This is a genomic window from Bacteroides sp. ET225 (assembly GCF_024733745.1).
Lineage (GTDB): Bacteria > Bacteroidota > Bacteroidia > Bacteroidales > Bacteroidaceae > Phocaeicola > Phocaeicola excrementipullorum.
This window is the reverse complement of record NZ_JANRHN010000002.1, coordinates 150,656-168,504: the sequence shown is the minus strand read 5'-3', so window position 1 is coordinate 168,504 and position 17,849 is coordinate 150,656. Positions and strand designations below refer to the sequence as shown.

The window sequence follows — 17,849 nt, the reverse complement described above, 5'->3', positions numbered from 1 at the left end:
TATTGGTTAAAGGTTAGTTGTCTTTTTCTTTCATTACCCAGACCGTGTCGCCTTCCTCTTTGAAAGTAACAGGAAATGAAAACGACAAGGTGTGCAATACTTTATCAAGCCTTTCTTTCAATTCCAGCTTTCCGGAAATTCTGATATCTTTTATGTCGTTTGTTATAACGAATTTCTTTCCATAGTAATGCTCTAGTCGGGGCAGCACTTTCTCTAACGGTTCTTCTTTATATATTAGCAGGTTGTCAATCCAGCTGATGTATTTGTTTACATCAACTTTGACAGGTTTTCCCAGATTCCCGTCTTTAATGTTTATAAGCTGACCGGGAGTTAAGACTGTGTTATTCAAAGACTTATTTTCTACTTTTACGCTTCCCTCGACTAATACTACTGAAGAAAGATCTTCCTCTTGGTAAGAGAATACGTTAAATTTTGTGCCCAATACTTCTACGTTAAAGTCTTTTGTCTTTACGGAAAAAGGAACTTTGTCATTATGGGCTACTTCTATGTAAATTTCTCCGTCGACGAAGATTTCGCGCAGGTTGTTCTTGAATTTGTGCGGGTATATTACACGTGTATTGGCATTCACCCAAAGCCGGGTACCGTCTGCAAGAACGACTTGTGTCTGTTTGCCTGACGGAGTGATGATTTGGTCAATGTCTTTTCCTTTGGAAAGTCCCTGATCATAATACACCGTATCAGTGTTTACCATCAAAGTGTTTTTAGAAGTATAAGCTATCGTACTATTGGGCTGTATGAAAACTTCTTTACCGTTTGACAACTTTAGTTTGATGTCGTTTATGCTTTTAATTGTAGTCGCAGAGTCAGCAATCATGGCATATTTTTCCAGCCAATCATAGTCGTTCCCTGATTGGTATTTACCAAATATTGATACTCCGATTGTAACAAGTATTGCAATGGCGGCAGCCGCATAAGTTGATATATAAAAAATGCGCTGTCGTTTCATCTTCTTTCGAAGTGCTGTTTCCTTTTTTATCTGCTCCCATATTCTATCTACTTCTTCAGGAGATTCCGTGACTTCTGCCTGTCTGAAGTATTGTAGAAGTATGCGCAAGACTTTGTATGTTTGCTGGCGTAATTTTTTCATTGCTTGCTACTTTTTCTTTTAATACGGAGATATAATGAGAATATACTCACTTTATCAAGAAAATTTTTGAGAAAGATGTAAAAAAGTGGAAATAATAGAATGAACCCGCTTAAACTTTCTGTCCTGCCGGGACATGAAAGCAATCCTCCAACGGCATGCCCTTGAAAATTCTGCCGTTGTCATTGGGTGTCCTACGGGTAGAACCGGGCAAGTTATATAAAATTCAAGAACCTGTCGTTTAAATTTTTCCAAGGCTTGTTTTGCGAATTGTTTTCGAGGATGTTTTCTGATTCTCTGAAACAGACCCGAAAACAATTCGCAAAAGAACATGATATTGGAAAATTAAAACGACAGGCTTTAAGCAAGCTCAATATGTTCTGATTATTAGCTGTTTTTTGATTTTAGAGTTTGTTCTTATTGTGCATATTCTGTATCATTCATGATTTTTTCTTCTTTGATTTTATAAGCTGGACTTGTTTGAGAAGCTCTGTAAAAGAAGCTTCCGGTTAAGCGAATATCTTCATACGAACTTCCTATCATTATTTTAAATTCCCCAGGCTCTACTGTTCTTTCATGGTCCGCATTGATTAAAATCAGGTCGTCAGGCACTATGGAGAAATGTACGGTACGGCTTTCGCCGGGTTTCAGATGGACACGTTCAAATCCGCGAAGATTTTTTTCATAGGTAGTGGTGGAGCTGATGACGTCGTTTATATATAACTGTATGACTTCATCGCCTTCATAATCTCCTGTATTGGTTATTTTGCAAGAAGCATTCACTAATCCGGTGTTGGTGTAAACGCTGTCGATAACCAAATCTTCGTATTTGAACCGTGTGTAAGAAAGCCCATGTCCGAAGCAGTAAAGCAGTCCTTTGTTGGCTACAGTATGATAGTTCATTTCTTCCATATTGGCATTGGGTTTCGTCGGGATGTTCATTGGGAGTTGTCCTACGGTTTTAGGCCAAGTTCCGTTTAGCTTCCCTCCCGGATTATAGTTCCCTTTTAAGGCTTCTGCGATGGCAAGTCCGCCTTGTGCACCGGGGTAGCCTGCCGCCAATATTGCCGGACAATATTTGTCGCCGAAATTGATGCTGGTCGGTCGTCCCCAAATTAAAACGAGAACAACAGGCTTTCCCGTTTTGACGAGCGCCTTTAATAGTTCCTCCTGGTGCCCTGGCAGATCTAAACTGCTCCGTGTGCGGCTTTCTCCGGAAGTGCTTGTGCCATCTCCTAATACGGCTACAATCACGTCGCTTTCCTGTGACAAGCGCACTGCTTCAGCGATGCTTTGTTGTTCTTCCGTGGTCAGAGTGTCGCTTATCAGTTCATTTTCCGGCCATCCTTTATTTACCAGATCAATTCCTTTGGAATAGGTTATACTCGTGTCGTCATCTTGCTCATAAACTTTTTTCAGACCTTCATATACACTTATGAAGCTATCAAATCCGCGCGGACCATAATGGGTGGGAATATATCCTTTGGAATCAGCATTCGGACCGATGACAGCGATGCGCTTGTACCGCTTGCCTAACGGAAGCATTTTGTTTTCGTTTTTGAGCAGTACGAGGCATTCGCGGGATGCCCTTAATGCAGTGGCCTGATGAAGAGCGGAAGAAACGATTGTGTCTGCGTCTTTGGCAGAGCCAATATAAGGTTGGTCGAACAGGCCTATCCAGAACTTTACGTATAATACTTGGCACACCAGCTCGTCTATCCGTTTCATCGGAAGTTTCCCTTCTTCAACAAGCTCTCCGATATAGCGTATATAATCATCCGGTTTGTTGAATTCGGTACGCACATTTAATCCGGCTTTTAATGCTTGCAAACAAGCCTCTTTCCCGTTTGCCGCAACTTTGTGCACACCTGCCAAACGTCCAATGGCATAACTGTCTGATACCACATATCCCTTGAATCCCATTTCATTCCGAAGAACTTCTGTAAGATAATGGTAATTGCCGGCCATGGGAACTCCGTCATAATCATTGTAGGCACACATTACTCCCAATGCTCCGGCTTCTTGAAATACTTTACGGAAGGGATACTCATGGATATAATACATTTCTGAAGGAGTGATGTGCGGGTCGGTACGGGCATCCCATTGCCGCGCTGCCTTACAGTCGCCGTATCCTACGTAATGTTTGGGGGTTGAAACGATTTTTTGGCTTTGGATGCCTTTTGCCATTTCTACTCCCAGTCGTGCTGTCAGATAAGGGTCTTCTCCGATGCTTCCTTCCCATCTTCCCCAGCGCTGGTCGCGGGCTACATCTAAAATGGGGGCATAGATGTTGGTATATCCCAATGCTCTGGCTTCCTTTCCTTCTATTTCTCCTTGGAGGTAGGCAAGTTCTTTATCCCAAGTACAGCCAAGTCCGTTCATAGACGGGAAACTGGTAGCTTTCGGAGCGCACAATCCCCTGATTCCTTCATTGGAGAAGTCTACCGGAATTCCTAGTCGGGTTTGTTCTACAAAGAAGCGTTGGGTTTCATGAATGCAAGCCACCAGCCGTTTTAGATTGAATATCTCTCCGTTGAGGTGTTCGTCTATATTTGCAATGCCATAACGAAGAATGGAATTTCTCCATTCTTCAGTAGGGATGCTGTCTTTCATTACTTTGTTATAGCCATAATAGGTAGCAAGCTGACCTGCTTTTTCCTCCAATGTCATCTGTGACAACAAGTCTTCCAGGCGTGCGTTTATTGTCTGTGACGGATCTTCGTATATGTCTTTGTGTCCATTTTTATTGAAGTCAATCCATCCTTTTTTGTAGATTTCCTTTTTATGCGGGAATACATCCATCGAAGGAAGATGAATTTGTGCAGAACTCAGCTGGCATATGAACAGAAATACTGCACAAATTATCATGTATGGTTTCATTATTCTTCTCATAAACAGTGATTCAGAAAAAAATGATTCATATTAAAACAGTGAAATTTCTCCTAATCCGGCCCGGCCTTCGGATACACGGTCGATCGTTAATCGGAAATACCTGATTTCTCGATCTACTTTCACGGGCTTAAAATCCCACCCGGTACATTCCCGTGTGTAAAGTTCTTGCCAGTGTTCCCCGTCTTCAGAAGTTTCTACTTTGTGATGGTAGGAGGAGCTGTCTTTCTGGAAAAGGATGCGACTGGCCTCTACATAAGTTGTCTTTCCCAGATCCAAAGTAATCGTTTGGGGGAATTTATCATTGGGAGCAATCCACCAGGTTCGGTCATTTTTGTCAATGATATGTGCGGATGGATAACCTTTTTGCGCGCCATCAGTCTGGATATCCTTTATCTCTAAACACGTTTTCTTTAAGATTCGTTGTTGCCATGAACTTGGTTTTATAACAACGTTATCTTCTTCATGACCAATAAATACCTTGTGTTTTCCGGAAGGAAGGTATTCTCCTTTATAAGGAAGAGTCGTGATTTCTGTTTCTCCCTTAATGCCTCCTTCGGCAGTTGCTTCTATCCGGATTTTCCCTGCTTCCTGCGAAGTGCGTATCCATGCAAAAGCGATGCCTCCTTCTGCTTTTTGGGGATTGATGCCAACCCTGCTGGCCGTATCTCCAACAAGGACTCCTTTGCCGGAAACATGTAATTTAATCTTCAAGTCAGAATTATATACGCGAGTGCCATTCGAATCGCATACAGTGACATAAACCGGAATCAGGTCCGAACCGTCAGCTATGGGAGAGATGCCGTCCGTTTTTGCAGTAATGCGCAGCTGATTGGGCTTTCCCGGTGTGGCAATGCTGTGGGTCGCCACAATTTTTCCTTTTATTAGAGCTTCAGCTTTTAACGTTCCGGCTTCATAGTTTCCTGCATTGAAAACAAAGGCAGGGCTACCTCCTTTATTTACGATAGACTGATAAAGCGGACTTCGTTCCGAACGGGTTTGTGTTCCTATTTTCTTTCCGTTCCGATAGAGTCTTACTTCGTCACAGTTTGAGAATACCATGATATGAGAAGTTGACGATGAAAATTTTCCGGATGCATTGTAGGATGCAATGAAAACCATGGGCCCATCATATAAGCCGGGCTGACTGATGGACGGATCGCGCATACTTTGCAGCATATAGTAACTGAATTTAGGGAATCTGTTCATATCTACTACGCCGCTGTACATTGTTTCATCTTCGCTGCCACGGGCATAGTCATTGTAACTCCACACGAAATGACCGCCCATGTGAGGATTAGCGTCCAGCATACACCAGTCAAAGTAACCTTTTCCGTTTAGTTGCTCAAGGCGGCTTCGGCATTGTTTCATCTGCTCCTCTTCATTTTCCATTAAACTGACGCGCGGTTTTTCTCCTACTCCATCTCCCCATTCACGAGTGAAAAGAGGTTTTATTGAAATGAAATCTTCCGGATAATTGCTCATGACATCTCCATCTTTAGGGTATTGGGACACCTGTTTATAGAATACGTCATAATAAGGCTCCATATCGTTGTGTCCAAAATAATCTCCGGCTGTGTACATTTGGTTGCCCGGGTATTCGGAATGTGCAAGTTCAAAAAGATTTTTAGCCAATGATACAGGATAGCGGGATTCGTTTAATGCCGTTTCCCAAAGAATAACGGAGGGATGATTGCGGTCGCGGCGAATCATGCCTTTTCCGACTTCATAAAGACGGTTGATAAAAGTAGAATCTGGATTATAATATTGCCATCCGGGAATGCACTCTACGACGAGCAACCCATAACGGTCGCATGCGTTTAGAAAGGCCGGGTCACTTGGGTAGTGAGCTGCACGGACTGCATTATATCCTCCTTTTTTTAAGTTGATCACATCTCTTTCCTGCATGGAATTAGGGGCTGCATCTCCGATATGAGGAAAGGCTTGATGCCGGTTTGCTCCTCGGAGATATAATTTTTCTCCGTTGATGAAGAAGCCTTCTTCTGCTGTATACCGGATACTGCGGATTCCTATCTGCCAGGTAATCTTATCCAGGACTTTCCCGTTTTGCATAAGTCGGGTGCATAATGTGTAGAGATAAGGCTTGTACGGATGCCATAGCGTGGGATGAGTTATATGTAAATCCTGTGTCACCGTTTGGGCGGATTCTTTTCCAAGGAGAAGCCGCTTTTCTGTTTCTGCCACGGTCTTTCCGGAAGAATCAATCAGTTGTAAATGTACCTCTACGGGGGTATCCTTTTCAGTTAAATTACGGATATGAGTGCTGATATGTGTACGTGCATATGAGCGGCTCACTTCGGGATAAGTGATGAATTGCCCTCCTCCAGCGGTGATGTCTTCTTGTAGAGGGTCGGTTATATAGACTTTTTCAGTGATTATCATACGCACATCACGGTAGATACCGCTATAGTAGTAGAAATCCATTTTTTCCTGTGGCTTTCCCGGAGGAGTCAACGGGTCATGCTGGGCTGATACTTTTATGGCCAACAGATTGGTCTTTCCCCAGTTGATACGGTTTGTCAAGTCTACGGTAAAGCCAATATATCCCCCATGATGTGCAGCTATTTTTTCTCCGTTTAGAAAAACTTCACAGTTGGTCATCACTCCCTCAAAGTGAACCGTAATACGCTTGTTCTTGTAAGTGTCGGGAAGTGTAAAGTATCGGCGATACCATCCTATGCCATCATATATGGAGTTCCCGCCGCAATGTTTGGGTTCCAGCTGCATAATATGAGGTATAGCAACTGGTATCCAGTACGTATCATCTAAATTGGGGTCGGCTCCATTTTCTTGGTCTCCCCGATGGAATGCCCAGTCTGTGTTCATGTTCAAGATCTTCCTTTCAGGAAGGGGCGTCGCGTTACATTGTAACGCGATGCCAAGGCATATAAAGCAAAATATGAGAATATGTTTCATGGTTAATTATTTTCTGATTTCTGCTGCGTTAGGATAAGGCGCTATTTCTAAGGCCTTCAGAACAGCTCCGTTGGCTGTCTGGCGCAATCCCATCACCAACACATTCTTTTGAGAACCGAAATTGAGCCAGCATTCCGGCAAATAATATTCTCGTTGCGGACCTGCTTCCCAGTGGCGGCCGATATTATATCCGTTCAGCCACATATATCCGTTACCGGATGCATTGATACGCGCTAACCATGGAATCCATACTCCGGATTGTTGTTCGGGCAATTCAAATTCAATCCGGTACCATGTGAAAAGTCCGTCGGGGGTTCCTTTGGGCTGTATGTCATTTCCCTTTTCTGGTATATTGCAGTTGGAGTCCAAAGCCACTTTCTCCCAATTTGCCGGGGAGTATTCTGGTAATTGCCATCCGGCGGTAATGCCTGCCATATCTGTGGCGCATTCCCATTCCAACGGATGCGTTAGAGCTGATTCGGTGATGGACAGGCCGGCCTGTCGGATACCGGCAAGTTCTTCCATTGGGTAATATCCGTGGGCATGTCCAAGATTTTCGTACACTACCAGTATTTCGTTATTTCCTTCGTGCAATAGTCCTGTTACGTCAAAGCGGTTATCGTATTCGTCTGGGCGAATGCGTTCAAAGCAGTCGCGGGTTGTCCAGCTTTGTGCGTCGGCTTTGTCAGGAAAGAGTCTTCGGGCTTGTTTGTTGTTTACTTGCACAGACACGATGTCGCGGGTGAACATATTAAAGAGTAAAAAGCATTCATCTTTTACTTGCTGTGCATTCAGGTTTACGTGGGTACGGTACAGGCTGTAACGGAAATCATTGACGCCGAGGTCTGATAGTGAAACCAGTCGTGGAGTTGATTTCCATTGAGCCTCTGCAAATGGATCTTCTTTTTTCCAAGCCGAGGTGACGCGTACAGGATCCGGAAGCCGGGAAGGGCGTAAGGTCTGCATCTGTGCTTTAGGCCACCATGTACCCTTTTTGACGGAAGAATTGGCCGGAAGCACCAATACTTTTGCTCCTAATGCCGGAAGTTCATATTCTACTTCTATTGGGGAAACGTTCTGCAGATTATGGTTTTCTTCAGCTTCCGCATCAATCAGCACCTTCTCTCCATGCTGGTTGATGTTATACATCGGGTCTGAATGTTTCGGTGATTTTCCGGGAATGATTCTTACCTTGCCCTTAATTGCTTGTTGAGGGTCTGTATTATGCAGGAAAATAAAACGTGTGCCGTCTTCCGCCACCCGTATTCCTCCGAAGAGAGATTGAGGGGCATTCTCCAGCAGACAGGGACCTCCCTTTGAGCGGGCCAACTGGTCGTTGTACGTATGGATAAATTCTCCGATGGCTTTCGATTCCACGTATTTTTCGCCGGTAGCTCCGTTTTCGCGTATGGCGGCATTGTAGTCATAGGATGTAGTCATGCCGCGTGCTCCCCATCCGTCGAAATGGGTACCTCCAAAGAACATGTAATAGTTTAATCCGGTAGCTCCTCCCAGCATAGACATAAGTCCTAATGCGCGGAAGTGGCGTGCGTCAGAATAATGATCTTCGCTGAGGCGGCCGGTAACCAGCGAGAACCATCCTCCTTGTAATTCGGTAACAAATCCCGGTGCATCAGGCTGGGATTGTTTAAGATTTTCCATCCGGTAGGCGCAGTCTGGCGCAGAAGAGAGTCCTACATAATAGTTGTCACTGTCGAATACCTGTGACAATTCAGGATTCTCGCTGTTTCTGCATTCTTTTGTCAGACAAGTAAATACAGGAATATCGATGTTGTTTTTTCGTACAGACCGGTATAAAGCTTTGAGAAGCTCCTCTTTGTTTTCGCAGTCGTGATGGTTGTATTCATTTTCGATTTGAATCAGAATAATGCCTTTTTCTCCTTTTGGCTTATGGGTTATTTGTTCGTCCACAAGTTCCTTGCATACGGCATCATACCAATGCTGGCACCAGCGTATGTGTTGGTAGTCTGCGCTTCGCAGCCAGAAACCATTGAAACCTTCCGGACGGAATTTGGCCAGCCATCTGGGGTAGCCTCCTCCGGAGTATTCCGCACAAATGAACGGCCCCGGACGTACTATCGTATAAAATCCGAATTCATCCTGTGCCATTTTAAGCCATCGCCTTAAATCAGCGAAATCAAATTCGCCCGGAGCGTCGGGGCTGGCGGGCATTTTCCGTTCGTGCCAGTTCCAGGGAATGTAAGTTTCTACCGTGTTGAAGCCCGCTTCTTTTATTTTCTTGAAACGGTCTCTCCATAAAGGTTCCGGACAACGGAAATAATGGAAAGCTGCGCTGTAGATAAACAGATCTTTTCCTTCAATGGTCATGCAGGAGCCATCATACCGGATACGGTCGGGATGAGGGAAGTGCTTGACGCTTTCTTCTGCCAATGCGTTTGAAGAATACCCTAAAAACAGGCATAATAATACGGCTAATTTAAATGTGAGTTTCATATAAGTAATGTTTTCAGTTTACTATAATACGGAAAAAATGAAAAGAACTACTCACTTGAAAGGATAAATGATTAGCGCACGATCAAAAAGACCAGAATTATCTTTTCCAGCTGCATGATAGCCCTCAATTTTGTGAGTGCTCTTGAAACCAGATTGATGCTTGATTGAGGGGCTATATCAAGCACTTCCGCCATTTCCTTGTAAGGCAAGCCCTTTACGTAGCGTAAATAAATTGCTTCACGCTGGTTTGCCGGAAGTTGATGGTAAGCATTAAGGAGCTGTCTGCTCAATTTAAGCTCTTCGTCATTTTGCTTGAATAAGGCAGACAATGCAAAGTTGTCTATGGTTAGATTAAAACACACCTTTTCCACGTCTTCTGTTTCTTTTATGGATGACAGTTTGTCTGTCAATAGATTTCGCAGCGCTTTTAGCAGGTATGTTTTAACGCATATTGTATTTGACAGTTTGCGGCTTAGATGCAATTTGACGAAAAGATCCTGGATACAATCTTTTACCAGTTCTTTATCTGGATAGATTTTTAGCCCATAGTTCAGCAGCAAGTCATAATATCTCCGATACAGGATTTCCAAAATCTCTACGTTCCTGTTTAATAGCAGCTCCCATAAAGATTCGTCTGTCCAATTATTCCATTCTTTGTAGTTAATCATTGTTTAGTATGTTTTTCAGAGATAAATTAATGGTTGCGGTAAAATGGTTGATTGCCTTTTCTTTATTTCCGGCAAATATACGATAAAAAAACGAAATACTTCCTCATCTTTCGATTGCAAAACGTGACCGGTCACTCAAAGTTGCCTGGCGGAAATGGCGAATGCCATTGTATGCAGGTCATGGCAGATACTTTTTCCGTGAAATCTTTTTTGGGGGGCAAGAAGCCGTAACAAACGTTTCCGGCGGACATAAAAACAATCTCCAGCTTAAGGATACATATCTTCAAGTTAAAGATGTGCATCTTCAGGCTGGAGATTTATATCTCTAGGCTAGAGATATAGAATTTCACGCAGCGTCATGCGTCTGATGACGGCACTCCGCTGTTTTTTGAGGCATTGCGCCTTTGCGTTTTAACGGCTAGTCCATAAGGTATCAGAGCAGTCTGTGTGTTTTTCAGATGACTGCGTCATTCCGACAAATGTACGTTTGTCACCCGTTCCAGCCAGAACATGTCTTTATTGAAATGGAATGGGGGATAAGCGGTGTTTTTCCGGATGATGTTCCGGCGGAACCATAGGCCGTCTACCGATTTGGCATAGAGCAGCGGTGCGTCAAACATGTCGAACTCGTTGTCTTCGATGACGATTCCTTTGCCTTTGCCTCCATGAAAATATTGCTGCTGTTTGTCCAGTTCCGGTATTTCAGGGTAAATGGAGATAACGGCATTGGTGAACTGGTACAGGCTGGTAAGTGCGTTTACAAAACGGTTCCGCCGGATCAGGACGTCGCGGCAGGCTCCCGTTTCATACCAGCCGTTGCAGTCGCCGCAAAGCAGGATGGCGGTGCCCGAAGTGTGGTCGAAGAAGTTATCTTCCACTGTTGTGCGGCGCGGTGTGCTGAACAGTGCGCCCCGGGCGCGGTTGTTGCGTATGGTATTCCGTGCGAAAAGCACTTCCGGCGTCCATGTCAGGTTCTCGATACCGTAAGCGCCGTTTTCGCTGATTTCGTTGGCTATGGGATTGCGGAATGTAATCAGAAATTCCCGTGCGCCTTTTTCCGTTGCCCGGTCGTAGGGGCGGATAGAGTCGATCCGGTTGACGTTGCCGGTCAGTTCCATGGTATTGGCCCGGATAAACTGCACCGAGTCGCCTGGTTCTCCCCAGCGGAATCCCCAACTCTGGTCGTGCATGTAACGCCCGACTAAAGTGCGGTCATCTATGCGGCGTATAACTTTCAGGTATGTGCCATGCACATTGATTGCATCGTCCATCATTCCTTCATATAAGCCGTCGCACGAATTGATTACTCCCTTGCAGCCTGAAAAATGTGTGGCATCGGCTTGTGTAGTGAAGCATCGCGCATCGTCTTCCCCTTTCAAGCATACGTTGAATTTATTCAGGGTGATATTTTGGCAAAGTTGTGCCAGCAGTCCCATGCCTTCGGCATAATGCACTTGTATGTTTTCCAGACGCGTGTCCGTATTGCCGTAAAGAAAGATGCCGGGTGCCGGGCGTCCCCATCCCCGCATGACAAAGCGCATGCCGGGTTTCAGTGCCGCATCTTTCCAATGCGGTGCATGCACGTATCCTGAGGCGGTCAGATAAGCTCCTTTCGTAGGGCAGGAACGGTCGCCTGTATTATATACCAGCCGTTTGGTGTTTGCTTCGAATACTACCCCCCAACTGTGCCTGACGGTCCATTCGCGGCCGTAGGCTTCGAATGCCGAGTCTGGTGTGATACGCCAGCGCACCCATTTTTCAGGTGCAAAGGTGGTGCCTCGCACGGTGTCGCTTTCTATGATGCGCACTTGGGCTATATGGGGATTCTCGAAGTCGATGCTGAAGTTTTTCAAGGTACATTTCTCCGAGTGCAAGAGGGATACCGGAAGCATCCGTCCGTGAAAGACGAACCGGGCGCCCCCTCCATCCAGAGTCACTCTTTTCAGTTCTTCAAGCGGAATTCCCACCCGTTTGGGGTTATCCTGATCATGATTGGATATGTAATATTCCCGTTCGGCGGCTTTGTCCGGGTAGAAGTCGTACCTTCCCGGAGCGAAGCGGATGATGATTTCTTCTTCTCCTTTATCTGCCAGTCTGCGGACTTGTTTCAATAATTTCTGCACGCGGGGCGATACGTCGGAATGAGTGTCCGGACGGATGCCATAGCGGGTCGCGTCAATAGTTTGTTGAGCATACAGCCCTGTGCAGAAGAGCATCAGGGCGATGGATGTGCGTAGTCTTTTTATCATAGCAGTGCTTTTTTAGTAAGGAATGCAAATAAAACGTTTTTTTTTGAGAACATATCTTCTTTTTGAGCGAAAAAGAAAGACGGATGGCCGCGGATATTTTATGGCAATCTGTGGTCATCCGTCTTTTCAGCATATATTATGTTGCGGATTGGTCTGTATCAGTATCCAGGATTCTGTTCCAGCAGCGGGTTGTAGTCCATGGCGCTGGTGGGGATAGGCAGCAGCATTCCGCGGTCATTCCATTGTTTGTCTACGATTGTGTATTTTCCGCCGCCGGGCGATCCGGGAGCGTAGGAAGGACCTGTCATCACTTGTTTGCAATAGTCGTTACCATAGCGGCGCATATCGGCAAAGCGTTGTCCTTCGCCTGCCAGTTCGATGCGGCGTTCGTTGCGGATAAAATTGAGGGCTTCGTCCTTTGATGCGAAGGATGCGGGTACGTCAGGCATGCCGCAACGTTCGCGCAGTTGATTTAGCCAGCCTGTGACTGTAGCATCGTAGCCTGTGTTCTGAACGTGGGCTTCGGCAGCCGTCAGCAGAACTTCAGCGTAACGCAATACGGGGAAATCGTCATAGCTGTAGTTCTCGCTTCCTGAGTCATATCCGCGCAATGCTACCTGTTTCCGCCAGCTGAATCCTGTCCATGATTCATTGCCGTCTTCACTTCCAGCCTTCTCCGGGAACCATCGGTAGTAGAACGTGCCGAAGTCTGTGACATGCCATCCCTTGAACGGCAACAGAATGGAAGCGTACAGTCGGCTGTCACGATTCCGGAATTGTTGTATATACGCTTCTGACTTCAGATCTAATGTGGGTACTTTCTCGATGTATTCCTGCTGGCTGATGGAAGATCCGTTGTTTTGCACTTTTACGTAGAGAGCTGCATAGTTGGAAGCGTCCGTGTCGGGGTCTACTTTGTCCGGCAGTGTCTTTCCGTCACTTTTCCAGTAAGCCTGTACCAGGTCGGGCAGCGGTTCGTAGGATGAATAGCCGCGGACTAACTGTGACGGGCGGGCATATTGGTATCTGGCCAAGTCGGTGACATTGGAGTCATACATGTGTTCGTGGCTGAGCAGGACTTCGGGATTGTTGCGTACGGCTCCGTTGTCATCCTGCCAGATGCCTTCGTAACTGAAAATACCTTTCATGAAATTCGTTTTGTCGATTCCCAGTGTATTGAAGTCAACCCATTGTTCCATTTCATCGGCTTCTTGCTGTTGGGCACTGTTCAGTTCCGTCACCTTGAACAGGGAATGGTGTCCTTCGTTGATGACGGCACTGGCTGAGGCTTCAGCTTCTGGATAATTGCCTCCATAAAGAGCTGCTCGTGCGCGCAAGGCTAAAGCGGCTGCCCGGCTCACACGTCCGGTTTCATACATTTCTCCGCCGTCATAACTGTCCGGCAGTATGTCGGCTACTTCTTGCAGTTCTGTCAATATGAATGTACGTACAGTTTCTATGTCGTCCCGTTTGACATTAGGAGCATCGTAGGCAAGTACCGTTGTTACTAAAGGTACGCCGCCGAACTTGACAATCATTTCCTGATAAGCCCATGCACGGAAAAATCTGGCTTCTGCTTTCATGCGTTTGCGCAGGTTGTCGTCCATTTCGCAGTTGTCGGCTTTTTCCAGAAAGTCGTTAACAAGGCGAATGACGCTGTAATCGTAGCCGCTGGATTGCCCGGCTGTGATTCCTCCTTGTTGGAATGCTTCCCAGGCCCCTTCCCACGGCTTGTGGCTGTGGGCGTTGTCGGTATACATTTCATAACTCATGCCGTCTATGAAGTCGGGCATGCGGGCATATATTTCATTGAGGGCGTACCAAGCGTCCTTTTCTGTCTTCCAGAAACTTTCGGAAACCATAGAATCAGGTGGTATGACATCCAGGTCGCAGGACGAAACGGACACGGAGAATAAGCCCACCCAGGCGATTGATTTGATGATATTTATTTTCATAATGTAATCCTTTTGTTAAAATGTGAGGTTAGAAAGATAAGTTGACGCCGAAAGCAACAGATTTTGTTCCGAAGGCGTTTACCGAACGTCCGGATACAGACTCGGGATCAAAATCCTTCATCTTATGGTCTTCGCGGAATGTAAACAGGTTCTCGCCTGTAACGAAGAACTTCAGTGCGCTGATTCCCCATCTGTTGATGATGTCTTTGGGGAGCTGATAGCCCAAAGTGATGGTCTTGATGCGGAAATAGTCGGCATCGAATATCTGGAAGTCAGAGAAGTTCTGGTTGTAGTCGTCGAGCGAGGAGCCTCCGTAGATGCGCGGATAAAGCGAATTGGGATTGGGGTTGCTTTCAGTCCAGCGGTTCAAGTGGTACTTGCGCGGATTGGAGTTCAGGAAAAATGCCCATACCTGTTCTGATTCGAAAGCCACATTGGTTCCTGATGTTCCCTGACCGAACAATGAGAGTTCAAAGTCTTTGTAATTTAGATTCAGATTGATTCCATACGTAAACTTCGGAACATCGCAGCCTATAATGGTCCGGTCATCGTCCGTGATGGGATCTCCCCATTTAACTCCTTCGCGCTGAGGTACGTACTTGATGTCACCAGCATTAGGCACGCGGCCAAACGTATAATAATGTCCGGCATCAATCTCTTCCTGCGTGTAGAGTCCGTCGGTTTTGAAGCCATAATATGAACCGATGGCTTCTCCTTCTTTCAGTATATATCTTATTTTGTCGCCTCCGGATTGAATCATGTTGTCCGAACCGGCAAGGTCGGTAATTTCATTGTTGTTGAAAGCGATGTTTCCTCCAATGCTGAAATGGAAGTCGCTGCCGATCTTGTCCCGATAGGTCAATGCCAGTTCGAAACCCTTGTTGCGTACCTTACCGAGATTTTGGGAAGGTGCAGTGGAGATCCCGGTTTCGGCGGGCACATTATATGCCAGCAGGATGTCACTGGTGTTTTTGATATAATAGTCGGCTACCAGGCTTAATCGTCCGTTGAACAGGTCTGCGTCCAATCCGATGTCAGTGATGGCCACCCGTTCCCAACTCAACTCCGTATTGGCGGGGCGTGACTCATAGATGCCGGAAACTAACGATTCGTCAAATGTGTAGTAACTGCCGATGTCGTAGAGCTGGAAATAGTCATAGTAGCCTACGTTGTTGATGTTTCCCAGGGTTCCGTATGAAGCGCGGATTTTCAGGTTGTCTACCCATGTGAGCTTGTCCATAAAGGATTCTTCACTGATTCTCCAGCCTGCCGAGAATGATGGAAATACGCCCCAGCGATTGTCTGGATGGAATCGTGAAGAGCCGTCAGCGCGAACGTTGGCTTCAAAGAGGTAACGGTCTTTAAAACTGTAGTTTAGACGTGCGAAATAGGACATTATCTTGTATTCGCTCATGGCAGATCCGTTGGTGATGTCTGTGCCGGCAGCTGAGCCGCCGCTCATATCCTGAAACGAGTCAGAAGGGAAATTCTTGCGGCTTCCGTTTAGCGACTGGCCTTGATAGTGCTCGTATGAAGTACCGGCAAGCAGCGTGAAGTCATGTTCGTCATATGTATAATCATAATGCGCTGTCAGTTGGGTTTGCAGTACAGAACTGCTGTTCCAGCTCATGCTCATCTGGTTGACGGCATTGCCTGTGCCGCTGATCAGATCACCGGATCCGAAAAGAGGCACTTCATCCTGTAAGGCTGTATATGACTTGTATTTGTATTCATACCGCTTGTAGCTTCCGGCTCCGGTGATGGTCAGTCCTTTTACCGGCTTGATGTCGATGCTCAGGTTATACATGGAATTTTCAAAGGAAGAATTGTTCCAGTTGTCCGAGTTCATGGCGCGCAGAGGATTGCCTGTGATGAATGAAATTGTGGCTTGCTTTCCGCCAGCGATACTGCCCCAGTTTCCGTCAGACTGTTGTGCTACCATGGTAAGGCACCAGCAGGTAGTTTATGATAGAAGGTACGCCATGTTCTGTCTTGTTTTCGTTGCGGATATACTTCATTCCTCCGGAAACGGACAGCCAGTCTGTTACGTCTGAGGTGACATTCATGTTCAGGTTATAACGTCGGCTGTCTTGTCCGCGTGTGAACTTGTCGTCATACAGATAGCCTCCTCCGATATAATAGCGCAGTTTCTTTGTTCCTCCACTTACATTGATGGAGTGCTGCGTGGTAAGTACATGCTTGTCCATAGTTAAGTCAATCCAGTCTGTATTCGGATAGTAGTCCGGGCGGCTTCCGTCGCGGAACCAGCCGATTTCTTCATCTGTGTATGCTTGGTTCCATCCTCCCGAAGGGTTGCGGTTGTACATTGCTTCATTCAATAGAGTAGCGTATTCTGCCGAGTTGACAAGGTCTGGCAGATATGTAGGCATCTTTACGCCTACGAAGCCGCTGTAAGAAACACTGGTCTTTTCTTCCTTGCCTGCTTTGGTCGTGACCAAGACAACACCGTAGGCAGCACGCGAACCGTAGATGGCCGATGAAGCTGCGTCTTTTAAAAAGGATATGGATTCGATGCTGTTGGGGTCAAGGTTGGAGAAGAAGGTTGCGTCGGCAATGGCTCCGTCTATTACATAGAGCGGCTCCGAAGTGCCTAAATTGCCTCGGCCTCGGAAATTGATGCTGGGTGTTGATCCCGGTCGTGAGATGATAGTGACTCCGGGCACTGTACCTTGTATGGATGAAAGGACATCGGTCTGTACACGGTCTTTGATCTCGTCCGTACTGATGGAGGCCACAGATCCGGTCAGGTTTACCTTTTTCTGTGTGCCATAGCCTACCACCACCACTTCATCCAGCATTTTATTGTCCTCTTCCAGAGTGATGTTGTAGTTGCTTGTATCGTCTTTGACACGGAATGTTTTGTCTGCAAATCCGATATAGCTGACTTGCACTTCGCTTCCGCTCGATACAGTCAGCTTGAAATTTCCATCCATATCTGTAATGACACCGTTATTTGTTCCTGCTTCGCGGACATTAGCTCCGATAACGGCTTCTCCGTTGGCGTCAGTCACTTTTCCTTGTATCACTTTTTTCTGCTGGGTTGTCGATTGACTTTCCGCTTTGTTGGACAGAATGATTTTTTTGTCAAGCACTGTATAATGCACATCTGTGTTGGCGAACACTTCATCAAGTACTGTGAAGATATCACTGTTTTTTGCAGAAATGGAAACGCTGCGTTCCAGATCTACGTGCGCATTGTTGTAGAAAAAGTTGAAATCTGAGTTTTCTTCGATTTGCTTGAGCACTTCGGCTACTGTTGCTTCTTCTGCTTCAAGCGTGATTTGGGCACTTTGGGCATAACTTCCTGCCGCTGGTAGAATGCCTGCGGAACAGAACAGATAGAAGATAGAAGAAGAGCAGTTTCATTGCTAAAGGAATTTTTTGGCCGGAAGTGTGCGGCGATCTTCCTTTCATGTGTAGATTACGATTGTTTTTCATGATGTTATTACGAAATTAAGTGTAAATGAGTTTTTCTGTACGATTTTTTCATGGAGAAGGCTTAGCTTTCCCGCATTTCATTATGGTGGTTTGTATTCCATGGCAATGATAT

General features: G+C 45.9%; 7 protein-coding genes and 1 pseudogene. All 8 read right to left on the bottom strand.

Features of this window, described 5'->3' with window-relative positions; all coding sequences use genetic code 11:
- Window positions 1-13: 13 nt before the first annotated feature.
- The 8 genes and pseudogenes from NW212_RS01685 to NW212_RS01650 all read right to left on the bottom strand — a co-directional run bounded on the left by NW212_RS01685 (window position 14) and on the right by NW212_RS01650 (window position 17,646).
- Complete coding sequence (locus NW212_RS01685) at window positions 14-1,108, bottom strand: FecR family protein (protein ID WP_258336922.1); 1,095 nt, start codon at window positions 1,106-1,108, stop codon at window positions 14-16.
- A 414-nt stretch (window positions 1,109-1,522) separates the two neighbouring features.
- Window positions 1,523-3,973: a glycoside hydrolase family 3 N-terminal domain-containing protein gene (locus NW212_RS01680; RefSeq protein ID WP_258336921.1), complete on the bottom strand. Its 2,451-nt coding sequence runs from the start codon at window positions 3,971-3,973 to the stop codon at window positions 1,523-1,525.
- A gap of 54 nt (window positions 3,974-4,027) precedes the next feature.
- Entirely contained in the window at window positions 4,028-6,931 is a 2,904-nt protein-coding gene (locus tag NW212_RS01675; RefSeq protein WP_375337935.1) for a glycoside hydrolase family 2 TIM barrel-domain containing protein, read from the bottom strand.
- 6 nt (window positions 6,932-6,937) lie between these two features.
- Window positions 6,938-9,406 (bottom strand): beta-galactosidase, encoded by a 2,469-nt coding sequence (locus NW212_RS01670; protein ID WP_258336919.1) that lies wholly within the window; start codon window positions 9,404-9,406, stop codon window positions 6,938-6,940.
- Between the two features lie 71 nt (window positions 9,407-9,477).
- The gene (locus NW212_RS01665; protein ID WP_258336918.1) at window positions 9,478-10,074 is read right to left on the bottom strand and encodes an RNA polymerase sigma factor; all 597 of its coding nucleotides are present in this window, start codon (window positions 10,072-10,074) and stop codon (window positions 9,478-9,480) included.
- Between the two features lie 467 nt (window positions 10,075-10,541).
- On the bottom strand, window positions 10,542-12,323 hold the full coding sequence (locus tag NW212_RS01660) for a right-handed parallel beta-helix repeat-containing protein (RefSeq protein WP_375337934.1): 1,782 nt from the start codon (window positions 12,321-12,323) through the stop codon (window positions 10,542-10,544).
- Between the two features lie 158 nt (window positions 12,324-12,481).
- Window positions 12,482-14,278 carry a RagB/SusD family nutrient uptake outer membrane protein gene (locus NW212_RS01655; RefSeq protein WP_258336917.1) on the bottom strand — a complete coding sequence of 599 codons (1,797 nt, stop codon included), beginning with the start codon at window positions 14,276-14,278 and terminating at the stop codon, window positions 12,482-12,484.
- A 28-nt stretch (window positions 14,279-14,306) separates the two neighbouring features.
- Window positions 14,307-17,646, bottom strand: a pseudogene (locus tag NW212_RS01650) (TonB-dependent receptor).
- Window positions 17,647-17,849 lie beyond the last annotated feature (203 nt).

What these genes read in the sequence shown, in the direction of transcription:
- NW212_RS01665 (WP_258336918.1), bottom strand. Translation starts at nt 10,074, where the DNA reads ATGATTAACTACAAAGAATGGAATAATTGGACAGACGAATCTTTATGG.
- NW212_RS01680 (WP_258336921.1), bottom strand. Translation starts at nt 3,973, where the DNA reads ATGATAATTTGTGCAGTATTTCTGTTCATATGCCAGCTGAGTTCTGCA.
- NW212_RS01660 (WP_375337934.1), bottom strand. Translation starts at nt 12,323, where the DNA reads ATGATAAAAAGACTACGCACATCCATCGCCCTGATGCTCTTCTGCACA.
- NW212_RS01685 (WP_258336922.1), bottom strand. Translation starts at nt 1,108, where the DNA reads ATGAAAAAATTACGCCAGCAAACATACAAAGTCTTGCGCATACTTCTA.
- NW212_RS01655 (WP_258336917.1), bottom strand. Translation starts at nt 14,278, where the DNA reads ATGAAAATAAATATCATCAAATCAATCGCCTGGGTGGGCTTATTCTCC.
- NW212_RS01670 (WP_258336919.1), bottom strand. Translation starts at nt 9,406, where the DNA reads ATGAAACTCACATTTAAATTAGCCGTATTATTATGCCTGTTTTTAGGG.
- NW212_RS01675 (WP_375337935.1), bottom strand. Translation starts at nt 6,931, where the DNA reads ATGAAACATATTCTCATATTTTGCTTTATATGCCTTGGCATCGCGTTA.